This is a genomic window from Prodigiosinella confusarubida (assembly GCF_002847015.1).
Lineage (GTDB): Bacteria > Pseudomonadota > Gammaproteobacteria > Enterobacterales > Enterobacteriaceae > Prodigiosinella > Prodigiosinella aquatilis.
Genome location: NZ_CP025085.1, coordinates 4663907 through 4676714 on the forward strand (window position 1 = coordinate 4663907; position 12808 = coordinate 4676714).

At 52.0% G+C, this 12808-nt stretch carries 8 protein-coding genes and 3 pseudogenes; 4 read left to right on the forward strand and 7 right to left on the reverse strand.

Translation table 11 applies throughout. The features are described from left to right. Nucleotides 1-9 precede the first annotated feature (9 nt). The 5 genes from CWC46_RS21290 to CWC46_RS21310 all read right to left on the reverse strand — a co-directional run bounded on the left by CWC46_RS21290 (nt 10) and on the right by CWC46_RS21310 (nt 7460). The gene (locus tag CWC46_RS21290; RefSeq protein WP_021014523.1) at nt 10-1557 is read right to left on the reverse strand and encodes a sugar ABC transporter ATP-binding protein; all 1548 of its coding nucleotides are present in this window, start codon (nt 1555-1557) and stop codon (nt 10-12) included. Nucleotides 1558-1610: 53 nt separating this feature from the next. Beyond that, nucleotides 1611-2549 carry a substrate-binding domain-containing protein gene (locus CWC46_RS21295; protein WP_021014522.1) on the reverse strand — a complete coding sequence of 313 codons (939 nt, stop codon included), beginning with the start codon at nt 2547-2549 and terminating at the stop codon, nt 1611-1613. Between the two features lie 53 nt (nt 2550-2602). Then, the gene (gene iolG / locus CWC46_RS21300; RefSeq protein WP_021014521.1) at nt 2603-3589 is read right to left on the reverse strand and encodes an inositol 2-dehydrogenase; all 987 of its coding nucleotides are present in this window, start codon (nt 3587-3589) and stop codon (nt 2603-2605) included. A 372-nt stretch (nt 3590-3961) separates the two neighbouring features. Continuing rightward, entirely contained in the window at nt 3962-5893 is a 1932-nt protein-coding gene (iolD, locus tag CWC46_RS21305) for a 3D-(3,5/4)-trihydroxycyclohexane-1,2-dione acylhydrolase (decyclizing) (protein ID WP_021014520.1), read from the reverse strand. Between the two features lie 55 nt (nt 5894-5948). Next, complete coding sequence (locus tag CWC46_RS21310; RefSeq protein WP_021014519.1) at nt 5949-7460, reverse strand: CoA-acylating methylmalonate-semialdehyde dehydrogenase; 1512 nt, start codon at nt 7458-7460, stop codon at nt 5949-5951. A gap of 318 nt (nt 7461-7778) precedes the next feature. Here CWC46_RS21310 and CWC46_RS21315 point away from each other — a divergent pair, with 318 nt between their 5' ends. Further along, nucleotides 7779-8639: a MurR/RpiR family transcriptional regulator gene (locus CWC46_RS21315; protein WP_021014518.1), complete on the forward strand. Its 861-nt coding sequence runs from the start codon at nt 7779-7781 to the stop codon at nt 8637-8639. A gap of 153 nt (nt 8640-8792) precedes the next feature. Here the strand turns inward: CWC46_RS21315 and CWC46_RS21320 are convergent, their stop codons facing one another. Together CWC46_RS21320 and CWC46_RS21325 are read right to left on the reverse strand one after the other, a co-directional pair. Beyond that, on the reverse strand, nt 8793-9110 hold the full coding sequence (locus CWC46_RS21320; RefSeq protein ID WP_021014517.1) for a helix-turn-helix domain-containing protein: 318 nt from the start codon (nt 9108-9110) through the stop codon (nt 8793-8795). Then, a pseudogene (locus CWC46_RS21325) lies at nt 9103-9453 on the reverse strand (type II toxin-antitoxin system RelE/ParE family toxin); the annotation flags it as partial. The gene CWC46_RS21320 and the pseudogene CWC46_RS21325, both read right to left, overlap by 8 nt. Before the next feature lie 425 nt (nt 9454-9878). Here CWC46_RS21325 and ddlA point away from each other — a divergent pair. The 3 genes and pseudogenes from ddlA to CWC46_RS23125 form a co-directional block, all read left to right on the forward strand. Then, the gene (gene ddlA, locus CWC46_RS21330) at nt 9879-10976 is read left to right on the forward strand and encodes a D-alanine--D-alanine ligase (protein ID WP_021014516.1); all 1098 of its coding nucleotides are present in this window, start codon (nt 9879-9881) and stop codon (nt 10974-10976) included. 247 nt (nt 10977-11223) lie between these two features. After that, nucleotides 11224-11978: pseudogene (locus CWC46_RS21335) on the forward strand (hypothetical protein); the annotation flags it as partial. Further along, a pseudogene (locus tag CWC46_RS23125) lies at nt 11958-12432 on the forward strand (transposase family protein); the annotation flags it as partial. The pseudogenes CWC46_RS21335 and CWC46_RS23125, both read left to right, overlap by 21 nt. Between the last annotated feature and the right edge of the window lie 376 nt (nt 12433-12808).

Genomic DNA, 12808 nt, shown 5'->3' on the forward strand with positions numbered 1-12808 from the left:
TAACCTCCGTTATGCTGCGTGTAATGCGTTGTGGCAGATAGCCATCATGGTCATCAGCTTCTCTTCCGTAGCGTCGTCGCCGTGTATTTCTCCGGTCACACGCCCTTCACTGAGCGTGATGATCCGATCTGAAATCGCCATGATTTCCGGCAGATCAGAAGAGATAACAATGACCGCCACGCCCTGCTTCGCCATATCGAACAACACCTGATGCACTTCGGATTTGGTACCAACATCAATACCGCGCGTCGGTTCGTCCACAATCAACACTTTGGGATTCAGCGCCATACAACGCGCCAGAATGACCTTTTGCTGATTGCCACCGGAGAGCTTGCGCACCTCCTGCTGGCTGTCGACCATCTTGATATGCAGTGCCTGACGATAGGATTCGATGAGTTGGTCCTCTTTGCGGGTATCGACGAACCAGCGCCAATGCAGTAATGACGAGAGGCTGGACAGCGAAATGTTGTCCCGAATGGACAACCCCAGCACCGCACCCTCTTTTTTACGGTCTTCCGGTACCAGCGCGATGCCTTGCTCCAATGCGTGCATGGGGTCGGTGGGATGATAGGGCTGACCATCCAACATAAACTCGCCGGTGGAAAATCCATCCGCACCAAACAGACAGCGGGCGATTTCGGTACGCCCGGCGCCGACCAATCCGGCGATACCCAACACTTCACCTGCGTGAACCTGGAAACTGATGTCTTTTAACGTGATGCCATGAGAATCCAGCGCCGATTTTTCCCGGTTCAGTCCCATGACCTGAAGGCGGACCGGTTTATCCTTATGGCTCGTCTCGGCTAGCGGGCGCCGGTCAAATACCACATCACGGCCCACCATCATGCGAATAATTTCCTCAACGTTGGTGTCGGCAACATCACCCGAGCCGGTATAGCGGCCATCTTGAAACACCGTAAAACGCTCACAAAGCTGGAAGACTTCGTGCAGACGATGCGTCACATAAATCACACTGACGCCCCGGTTTTTCAGCTCCCGAACCACCCGATGCAGGCTTGCCACTTCACTGTCACTGAGCGCCGCCGACGGTTCATCCATCACAATCAACCGCGCATTGAGCGTCAGCGCCCGGGCGATTTCCACCATCTGTTGTTGCGCAACACTTAGCCGCGCTACCTCGGTGGTGGGTGCAATATTCAGTTGCAGATAATCCAATATCAATTTCGCTTCCTGATTGACCGCCGCGTTTTCTACAAACAGATTGCCACGCAGTATTTCCCGGCCAAGAAACATGTTTTCCGCCACCGTCATATTCGGTAACAGATTGAATTCCTGATAAATGGTAATGATGCCGGCTTGTTGTCGATCAACCGGCGAATCCTGTGCCGACAGCACTCGACCGTCAAACCAGATGTCGCCGCTGGTCTGTGGTTGTGCCCCCGACAGAGCCTTCAACAGCGTCGATTTACCGGCGCCGTTTTCCCCCAGCAGGGCGTGTATTTCCCCCGGCAGCACGGTCAGTTGAACTTTGCTCAACGCCCATACACCGGAAAAACTCTTGGCCAGATCGGTGATTTTCAGTAAAGGTTCAGTCATGAATCGCAATCCTCCGGCACGGGCCGCCGGAAAGCAGCCCGTATTTGATTGATTTATTTGCTGATTTCCCCAATGCGTTCCGCATCCTTCAAGTTATCTTTGGTAATGATGATCGGTGGGTAGTCGGCGCCGGTGATGGGCGTTTTGTTACGGATATTGTCAGTCAATTGCGTCAGTGCAGTCGTCACGGCGTATCCTGGACGTTGGTCGGCGGTTACCGCCATCCAGCCATCACGAATACGAGCCAATGCTTCTGGCACGGCATCAAACCCGGTCACCATCACGTCACCCGGTTTTAGTCCCTCCTCCTGCAACGCTTCGATAGCACCCAGTGCCATGTCATCATTAGCAGACAAAATCACCTGCGGACGTTTGGGCAGCGCCGGCAGTGCACTTTCCACAATGCTCATCCCTTGTGAGCGCATCCAGTTACCGCTCTGGTCAACGACGATATGGTATTTGCTGCCACCGGCCTTCAGGCTGTCGCGAATACCATTCGTCCGTTCAATGTTGGAGGAAGAACCCGGTTGTCCGGTTAACAGAATGATGTCGGCGCCATTCGGGAATCGGGATTTAACGAAATTGGCAATCGCCTGCCCGCCTTTGTAGTTATTGGCACCGAAATGCGGCACTTTTTGCTTGGTGTTTATCGAGCGGTCCAGCGTCACGACCGGCAGGTGCGCATCCTGAATTTCTTTTACGGAACCGGCTACCGCGTTCACGTCATTGGGTGATACCACAAAACCCTGAGCACCGCGGGTAATCGCATTTTCCAGATCAGAAGACTGTTTCGGCGAGCTGCCCTGACCATCCAGCACTTGCAGGTTAATGCCGAGATCTTTGGCGACTTTCTCGGCGGTGCGTTGCATATGCACCTCAAACGGCATGGCAAGGTTGGGGGTACTAAAAACAATCTGTTCATTCTTTGCCTGAGCCAACCCCGCAATACTGAGTGCGATGAGGGTGACGGTGACGTTGATTATCTTTTTCATTGTTTTTTTCTCTACATGGGTTAGGAATCGTAGGGTTTTGTTAGCAGGTAAGGTTACAACGTGATTTCTTTGCCCTGAGCCAGAGACTCAAGCGCTTTGTCAGCCAGATACAACGCCCGCTCACCATCCGTACCGGTACACTCCGGCTGAGTGCGGCCATTGAGGACATCAACGAAATGGCACCATTCTGCGGCATAGGCATCACGGTAGCGTTGCAGGAAAAAATGTTCGGGTTTGGCGGCCAGACAACCTTCGTCTGTCCACTGTTCCACCATGTTTTCACGAATATTGCCCGCGCTCAGCACACCTTTGGCGCCATGCAATTCAAGGCGCTGGTCATAGCCGTAACCGGAGCGGCGACTGTTGACGATGGTAGCCATCGCACCTGAGGCAAATTTCAGCACCACAAAGGCGGTGTCGATATCACCTTCTTTGCCAATGGCCGGATCCACCAGATTGCTGCCCTGAGCAAATACTGATACCGGCTTCTCACCCATGATGAAACAGGCCATGTCGAAATCATGAATCGTCATGTCACGGAACATCCCACCGGAGACTCGTACATATTCGGCCGGGGGTGGCAGCGGATCGCGGGAAATAATCAACAGGGATTCGGCCTTGCCGATACGGCCCTCTTCGGCCAGTGTTTTCACCCGGCGAAACTGTGGGTCGTAACGGCGATTAAAACCGACAAACAGCGGCACCTGCTGTTGTTCCACCACCGTCAGACAGTCACGGACGCGGGCGATATCCAGATGTACAGGCTTTTCACAGAAGATGGCCTTACCACTTTTGGCAGCCAACTCAATCAGATCAGCATGGGTGTCGGTAGCCGAGGCGATCAGCACCGCATGTACGTCAGGGTCGTTCATGACCTCTTCAACAGTCTGAATACGGGCGCGATATTTATCCGACAACGCCTGGGCATTCAGCGGATTGGGATCAACCACAGCATAAAGGGCAGTTTCTTTGTGTGCCGCAATGTTCACGGCATGAACCTGGCCAATGCGGCCGGCGCCCAGTAAAGCAATGTTAAACATAGAGGCTCCCTTGATACCTGAGTATCTTTTACATGGTTTGGGTGTAGGGCTGGGAGGCAACATCCTGCATAACGCCTCCCCTATCTTTGTATCGCTGGTTTTGATGTCTAAAATTAAAGCAAATAAAACATTTATTTCAATTTTATAAAAACTGGAAATTATGTTTTTGCGTAGCAGTTAACATTTCCATGACATGATGCGTTATTTTTGTTATCAAAATCACAAATACAGCAGGAAAGACGCAGTACGGGGAAACATGATGAGAAAGACAGAAGAAGAGAATATCAGTAGATTGCGCGACAAAATGAAATGTATATTTCAAAAAAGTCATACTGCCCATTCAGATTGGCAGTATGACGTAGAAGAGAATGCTTAATATTGACGGGCATCCATTAATTGAAGTTGTATCTGCCGGGCAGCCGACTCAATAGCCGGATCATCTGCCACTTGCGCAGTACCGGTACGCCACCAGGACTCATAGCCGTGGGTCATGGTTTTCGGCAACACCTTAATATCCAGCAACACCGGTCCAGGATGCTGGCGAGACGCTTCCAGCGCCTGCAAAAGTGATGCTTCATCGTGTACTTTCCACGCCTTGCAGCCATAGCTCTCGGCATTTTTCGCAAAATCAACCGACACCAACGGGCCACTCAGTTGACCTGACTCACGACAGCGGTGCCGGTTTTCGGTACAGAAACTGCCCATTCCCTGACTCATCTGCAAGTTGTTGATACAGCCAAACCCGGCGTTATCAAACAACAGTATGGTGATTTTTATGCCCTCCTGTACCGCTGTTTGCAGTTCCGAGTGCAGCATCAGGTACGAGCCATCCCCCACCATCGCATAGACAGGCTGACGGGGTGCGGCGAGTCGGGCACCCATCGCCGCGGCAATTTCATAACCCATGCAGGAGTAACCATATTCCAGGTGATAGCTGTCCGGTGTCCGCACCTGCCACAGACGCTGCAAATCCCCCGGTAACGACCCGGCCGCCCCTACTACAATCGCGTCTGCTTCCAACGCCTGATTCAGCAGCCCCAGCACCCGGGTTTGTGTCAGATGGGTCCCGAGCGTCGTGCGGTATTCATCCAGTTTATCGTCAGGCTGATCAGCAATCTCCGGTATCAAATCGCCATCATCCTGAATAGCGGACAACCGCTGTAGTTCGTTGTCCCACGCCGCACGCGCCATGGCGATCTCCTCACCATACTGGCTGTGATACGACTCCACCGCCAGACGCTGAGATAGCATCTGCAAACCGACCCGCGCATCGGCAATCAATGCGGTGGCATCCAGTTTCAGCGCATCAAACTCCGCGACGTTAAGCAGAAGAAATTCAACATTCGGGTGTTGAAACAATCGTTTGGAACCGGTGGTAAAATCCGTTAACCGCGTTCCGACACCGATAATCAGGTCAGCGTCCTGCGCCAACCGGTTCGCCGCCAGGCCGCCGGTCACGCCGATACCACCACAATTGAGTGGGTGTGAAGACACCACCGCGCCTTTCCCCGCCTGCGTTTCACCGAAAGGAATATGATACTGCTCAGCAAATTGCAAAAATGCCGTGTGGGCTTCAGCGTAACGGACCCCACCGCCGCAGATCAGCATCGGCCGCTGCTTGCGGCGAATCAGCGCCACCGCGTCTTCAAGCCGGGTCGCATCCGGTGGACGGCGTTCGATATGGTGTACACGTTTGTGAAAAAACGCGGCGGGATAATCCCACACCTCAGCCTGTACATCCTGTGGTAAACACAGGGTCACCGCACCAGTGTCCGCCGGATCGGTTAATACCCGCATGGCATTGATCAGCGCACTCATCAGCTGTTCCGGACGATTAATCCGGTCCCAGTACCGTGATACCGGTTTGAAACAGTCATTCGTACTGATTGAAAGATCGTGATATTGCTCGACCTGCTGCAATACCGGATCAGGCTGGCGACAGGCAAACAGATCCCCCGGTAACAGCAACACCGGAATCCGGTTCGCTGTAGCGGTGGCAGCCGCCGTGATCATATTGGCGGCGCCCGGCCCTACCGATGACGTCACCGCGTAAATTTTCTTGCGCTTGTGCTGTCTGGCAAAACCGACGGCGATATGCGCCATTCCCTGTTCGTTACATCCCTGATGAACCAGTAGATGTCCGGCATCTTGCTCCAGTGCCTGACCGATGCCCAGCACATTCCCATGCCCGAAAATGGTCATCACACCGTGCACAAATGGGGACTCATCACCATCCACACTGACATACTGCTGGGTTAGAAACCTGACCAGCGCCTGCGCCATCGTCATTCGTAGCGTATCCATCATGCGGCTCCTGCAAATTCAGCGGCCTGTCAGACAGGCCCTAAAGTGGAATCAATCACTCCAGCGTTGGCATTACAAAGCTGCTGGTATGCTGCTCAAGGCGTACACTGGCCGGCCAACGGCTGGTGACGGTTTTCATCCGGGTGTAAAAACGCACACCGTCGCTACCGTGCACATTGAGCGGCCCGAAAAGGGAGCGTTTCCAGCCACCGAAACTGTGGAACGCCATCGGCACCGGAATTGGTACATTGACACCCACCATTCCAGCTTGCACATCCTCACAGAACTGCCGCGCCGTTTCGCCATCGCGGGTAAAAATCGCCGTACCATTACCGTATTCATGGCGGTTAATCAGCGTCAGCGCCGTCTGATAGTCCGATACTCTTACCACAGCCAGTACCGGCCCAAAAATCTCTTCGCGGTAAATCTTCATTTCTGGTGTGACGTTGTCAAACAGCGTTGGACCCATAAAGTAACCCTGTTCATGATCAGGAACGCTCAGTGTGCGCCCGTCGACCCGCAGCGTTGCCCCCTGATCCACGCCACTCTGAATGTAACCCGCGATTTTGTCTTTATGCTGCGCCGTGATAACCGGTCCCATTTCATTTTCCGGCCCTTCTGTTATCCCCGGTCCGACACGCATCGCGCCAATCTGTTGTTCCAGACGCTGACACAGCGCATCGGCCGTATCATCACCCACCGCCACCACCACCGACAGCGCCATGCAGCGCTCGCCTGCCGCACCAAAACCAGCCCCCATAATGGCACTGGCAGCCATATTCATATCCGCGTCTGGCATCAGAATACAGTGGTTTTTAGCGCCGCCCAGCGCCTGACAGCGTTTACCCTGTGCGGAAGCGGTACGATAAATGTATTCTGCCACCGGTGTTGATCCCACAAAGCTTACGGCCTGAACTCGCGGGTCTGTCAGCAACACATCCACCGCTTCCTTATCCCCCTGGACGACGTTGAATACACCATCCGGCAGACCAGCCTCCTTCAGTAACTGAGCCAACATCAGTGAAAGCGACGGGTCTTTCTCGGAAGGTTTAAGCACAAACGTATTGCCGGTGGCCAGCGCGATAGGGAACATCCACATGGGAACCATGGCCGGGAAATTGAATGGCGTAATACCGACACAGACACCCAACGGCTGCATCAGCGAATGGCTGTCAACGCCGGTTCCTACGTTGGCGGAATGCTCCCCTTTTTGCAGGTGCGGAATACCGCAGGCAAACTCCACCACTTCCAACCCACGGGTCAGTTCTCCCACCGCATCGGAATAGACCTTGCCATGCTCTTCCGAGATCAACCGGGCCAGAGTATCCATGTTTTCTTCCAACAACGCTTTGAAACGGAACATAACGCGCGCACGCCGTAACGGGGAGTGTCTGGACCACGCCGGGAATGCCGCAACGGCCACACCGATCGCCTGTTTCACGTCGTTCGCGTTGCTCAGGGCGACCTGACGAATCTGCTCACCCGTCGCCGGGTTATATACGGCCGCATAACGTTGACTGCTACCGGAGGTCACTGCCCCCTGAATAAAACTAGATATGGTTTCCATGTTGACACCTCTATGGGGTTTAAGGGTGATAAGTGGCAGGTACGGGATTACTGTATATGAAATAAATATTCTATTTTAAGTTGAAATAAAATAAATATTAATTATTGTGATCCAAGACGAGTTTTTATGTAACCGGAATGCTGCGGTTTTTGATGCGATGCTCCAGCGTTTTTGGTTCGAATGTCGTCATCCTGAATTGAACTGTATGTTCTATTTTTGTGGGCAAAAATGAAAAAGACGTTTGAAATGACAGCATAAGTCACTAGAATCAATAATTAAGGACCTATTTGGGATAGGCTCCTTCTGGGGAGAAAAATCATGTCTGTGGCGACCAGCCTGAGAGAGTTACAAGAGCAGATCCGCGACCGTTACGATACGCTGAGTAAGCGTCTACAGCAGGTGTCACGCTATGTGCTTGATAATACCAACAGCGTGGCATTTGACACGGTGGCCGTGATTGCCGAACAGGCGGACGTTCCTCCCTCGACGCTGATCCGTTTTGCCAATGCCTTTGATTTCAGCGGGTTCAACGAAATGAAACAGTTGTTCCGCATGAATCTGGTGGAAGAGACCGCCAGCTATACCGACCGGGCGCGCCTGTTTCGCGAAATGGAAACAGAAACGGTGCCGGAAACCCCGCTCGACATTCTGCATGAATTTGCCCGTTCAAACGCTCAGGCGATGCAGCAACTGGCGGCACGTATACCACCGGAAGATTTGCAGAAAGCGGTCGATTTACTGGCGCATGCCGATACCATTTACATTGTCGGATTGCGGCGTTCGTTCAGCGTAGCCTCCTATCTGGCCTACGCGCTGAGCCATCTGGAGAGTCGCCCGATATTGGTTAATGGGCTCGGTGGCATGTTTCGCGAGCAGCTCAGCAGGATTAGCGACAAGGACATCGTAGTTTCCATCAGCTTTTCCCCCTATGCGCAGGAAACCATGATGGCCAGCGAAATGGCCGCTACCGCTGGCGCACGCCAGATTGTGATTACTGACAGCCAGATAAGTCCGTTGGCAACACTCAGTGATGTGTGCTTCGTGATAAAAGAAGCGCAAGTGGATGCGTTCCGCTCCCAGTCTGCCACGCTGTGCCTGGTACAATCGTTAATGGTGTCGCTGGCATATCAACAAGGCAACGGCGGCAGACAAACGCCAGGGCAGCAACAGCGAACCTGATCAACCAGAGAGCCGAGAATCATAAGACCGTATCGATGAGGGGGCACGCAAAACCGGATCCCGGTCAATCAGGCAGTTAATCTGCGGACAGGCAAAGCGCGCTTCTGGGAGGCACCGAGATTGATGACAACGTGCGAATCTCAGCGGTTAAATTCAGACCATGAAAACTTCTGGTCCTTTTTCTTCAATAACATTGATGATGCGTAGCGCTGCCTGATTTGGTTTGCTCTCATCACGCTCCCACTTCGACACGCTCTCAACTGACATGCCTATCATGCGAGCAAGCGCCGACTGAGACATTTTATAACGCACGCGTACTTCCTTAATCTGTTTGCCCGTCATGGCGCGAACCTTCGGAATGTTGCGCGCATCAACCGCAGCATTAATGGCGGCGACTGTCTCATCTTTAACTACGCCCAATTTGTTATAGCGCTGAGCCATACCTTGAATGCGTTTCAGACGATCACTCATCACAATTTACCTCTATCAGTTCTCTATCTTCCAACAGCTGCTGTATCTGCTCTACCGTCAGGGCGATGAAATCAGGTGCGATCTTGCAATACGCGTCAATTTCATCGTCTTCCAGCTCTTTTCCTTTCTTCTTTGATAACCCACTTTTCAGGTACATATCAAAGAAGTAAACATGTGTTCCGTTGTTGAAAAACACTATCGAGCGTGCGCCGCCTTGTGGACTCACTGCTGGCAAAGCAAGGCGTTTTTTGTACGTGTACTTCCCTAAATGATCACCGGGAAGACCTGAAAGTATGGCCTTGGCTGCTTTGCACAAGATCTTATCGCTGATCCGCGCTTTCTTGCGGTCTTCCTCAAATCAGGCGTTAAATAAATCCCCATTTGTCCCTTTGCCATCTTCCACATCCGTAAGCACTACTATAGGAGAGTTTACGGGTTAGTACAATATTCACCCACTAAAAACGGCTTCAGCCAGATGTAACTTCCCATAAACCAGACACCGCTCAGCGATGGAATTGCTCATGCAAAAATCACTTGATCTAACACCGCGCTACCAACCAGTGTGAAATGAACGGCTGGAGGCATTTAGTATGCCAGGTCCCGCGTTAACATCGAATAATGCCTATTCATACGGGCAAGCGCCGATAACACCATTAAAAATAGCCATCAGGAGTAAGTTAGCCTTGCACCGGCAGGAATTTAGCGGTTTCATTTAGCAAAATTGACTGAACACGAGCGACAAAAACGCTTCGTAACAGGGATATTCATATGAATAAGATTCGGGTTGGTGTGGTGTTTGGCGGAAAATCGGCGGAACATGAAGTGTCACTACAATCGGCAAAAAATATCGTCGATGCCATCGATAAAACCAGATTTGACGTCACACTGCTGGGCATTGATAAGCAGGGAGAGTGGCACATTAATGATGCATCCAATTATTTACTGAATGCGGAAAATCCGACGTTGATTGCCCTCAACCGCTCAAATCAGAATGTCGCGCTGATACCGGGCCAGACTCATCATCAGTTGATTGAGACGCACAGTGCCAACGCATTGTCACAACTGGATGTGATTTTCCCGATTGTCCACGGCACACTTGGCGAAGACGGATCCCTGCAAGGCTTGCTGCGCATGGCCAATATCCCGTTTGTCGGCAGTAACGTGCTGGGCTCCGCCGTCAGCATGGATAAAGATGTCACCAAGCGTCTGCTGCGTGATGCCGGTTTGCAGGTTGCGCCGTTTGTGACACTCACCCGCGCTAATCGTAGTCAGCATAATTTCGCCACCGTGACCGCCCGGCTTGGGCTGCCACTGTTTGTTAAACCGGCTAATCAGGGTTCTTCGGTGGGCGTCAGCAAAGCAAGAAACGAGGCCGAATTCCGTCAGGCCGTCGAGCTGGCGTTCCGTTATGATCACAAGGTGCTGGTGGAGTCCGCCATTGCCGGACGCGAAATCGAATGCGCCGTCCTGGGTAACGATTCACCACAAGCCAGCGTGTGCGGGGAAATTGAGCTCCATGACGAGTTTTACTCATACGATACCAAGTACATCAACGAAGATGGTGCGGCAGTGACGATACCGGCCAAGCTGTCACCGGAAACCCATGACCGTATCCGCGCCGTGGCATTAACCGCTTTTCAGGCACTGGAATGTCAAGGTATGGCTCGGGTGGATGTGTTTCTGACCAACGATGAAGACGTCATCGTCAACGAAGTGAATACCTTGCCCGGTTTTACCAACATCAGTATGTATCCCAAGCTGTGGGAAGCCAGCGGTATTGACTACACGTCGCTGATTACCATCCTGATCGAGCTGGCGCTGGAGCGTCATACGCAGGACAGTAACCTGCAAAGCTCGGTACGTTAACCGGTTCGGCCCGGCGCCATCGTGTCAGGGCCAATACTCACCGGCATCAGATATGGGTTAACGCACTAAATGCCTCTGTGGTCATCGAAGGCTGGAAATCAGTGATGTCGTCATTGGCCTTCCGCAACTTGCGGTGGTGGAAAATAAATAAAAATTATTAGTTAACAAGGAAATAAGTTGTTTTAAGTTAGAGACAACTAAATGACTTCACTTCAGACTCTGTTGCAATTGGCGAGTACCCCAACAAATCACTACTCCGCACGGGGTGAGCATCAACCTTCGCTCCACCCGTAAATCAGCTAACTGTCCTGAATGCCTGAAACGCAGTGGCTCCGTACATAGCTGCCGGCGTATACAACATCTTCCGTGTTCAGGGCAAACGCTTTATCTAATCTTTGCTGTCCACCACTGGTACTGCCACAATCCAGTATGTTCACGTAAAATCTTTGCTGAATCTCTGGCCCCCTTCGCAGGTTCGAGGCAGCAATATTCAGAGGCAATGCAAAATTTACAGCATAAACTGGGGATAATCGCTGGTGGCGAGGCTGGCGGCAGGTTGCCACTGAACTGTCGCCAAAAAAGAATGCTTCGGAAGTTCAGCCAGCAACATCGCCGGTACTTCTACTTCCGGAGCGGATCAAGCAGCAAAGGCGTGAAAAGCGGCATCAACGCTGGACGGAAGTGAGTTCGCTCCATAAAAATGGGCGAGGGATCAGAGAAATATCTCTCATCACCGGGTTATCACGAGTGACTGTTCGCCGATGGATACAGTCGGTTACGTTCCCTGAGATGTCAACCCGGCCACCAAAGCCCGGACTTATTGACTCATGGCGTAGCTGGTTAGAACAACAACGGATTGCCACAGGAATGGAATCCGACGTAGCCGCAATAGTTGAAGCTATCTGTTGCAAGTGGAGTAACGGAGTTGTTGAAGGGCATGTAGACCGTCTGAAGATGTTGAAACGCCAGAAGTATGGCCATGCCTGGTTCCGGCATATCAAATCACTGGGCTGGGATTTTATTGGACGGGTGCGGGGGAAATACCCTGCTGCGCCTATTTTCAGCAGCACAGACGAATGTAAGCCGCGCGAAGTGATGAAACTTTACAGCCGCAGAATGCAGATTGAGCAGAACTTTCGTGACGAGAAAAGCGAACGCTTTAGCTTTGGTCTGCGTGGTTGTCACCGTGGTACGTTAGGGTGCCTGCTGGTCCTGAGTCTGCTAGCGACGCTGGCCACAGCAGTACTGTGCCTGTTGGGCTATGACGTTGAAAATAAAGGGTTACATCTGAATATCAGGCCAACAGTGTAAAATCACGACGGGTCATCTCTTACCTGACATTAGCGGAGGATGTCTTGCGACACTCTCCGCTGGCATTAAATTAAAACAAACAGCATTGCACGCTGTTCTTAATCACCTCACCAAAACCTACCGGAGTATGGTGTTGGTTTATTAGCGCTGGTTTTGTGGGGATCCCTCAGCACGAAAGCGGGCTGTATTATCGTTATATTCAAACGTTAAGAAAACACCAGATAACGCTTTCCGGCCTGAATCCACGCGTTGTCGTAACAGGATCAATTCCCTCCGGTCACAAACGCCTCTAATGCTAAAACATCGCTCTTATCCCGTTTCAGATCCGGAGATCCGATTTCTGTGATTCACGATAGTCAGTTTCTTGACAAGATGAGTTATGAGTCAGGAATCGTTCAATCGAGTTGACCACACCCGTCGCCAGCGTATGTGCAGAATTCAGACCGCCCGCAGGATGAGCCGGTGCAACCGAAGAAATAGCCTCACAAGGTGTAGTTGAACACGCTAATAAGCTTCTATTC

What these genes read in the sequence shown, in the direction of transcription:
- iolD (WP_021014520.1), bottom strand. Translation starts at nt 5,893, where the DNA reads ATGGATACGCTACGAATGACGATGGCGCAGGCGCTGGTCAGGTTTCTA.
- CWC46_RS21290 (WP_021014523.1), bottom strand. Translation starts at nt 1,557, where the DNA reads ATGACTGAACCTTTACTGAAAATCACCGATCTGGCCAAGAGTTTTTCC.
- CWC46_RS21310 (WP_021014519.1), bottom strand. Translation starts at nt 7,460, where the DNA reads ATGGAAACCATATCTAGTTTTATTCAGGGGGCAGTGACCTCCGGTAGC.
- CWC46_RS21320 (WP_021014517.1), bottom strand. Translation starts at nt 9,110, where the DNA reads ATGAGTGATCGTCTGAAACGCATTCAAGGTATGGCTCAGCGCTATAAC.
- ddlA (WP_021014516.1), top strand. Translation starts at nt 9,879, where the DNA reads ATGAATAAGATTCGGGTTGGTGTGGTGTTTGGCGGAAAATCGGCGGAA.
- CWC46_RS21295 (WP_021014522.1), bottom strand. Translation starts at nt 2,549, where the DNA reads ATGAAAAAGATAATCAACGTCACCGTCACCCTCATCGCACTCAGTATT.
- iolG (WP_021014521.1), bottom strand. Translation starts at nt 3,589, where the DNA reads ATGTTTAACATTGCTTTACTGGGCGCCGGCCGCATTGGCCAGGTTCAT.
- CWC46_RS21315 (WP_021014518.1), top strand. Translation starts at nt 7,779, where the DNA reads ATGTCTGTGGCGACCAGCCTGAGAGAGTTACAAGAGCAGATCCGCGAC.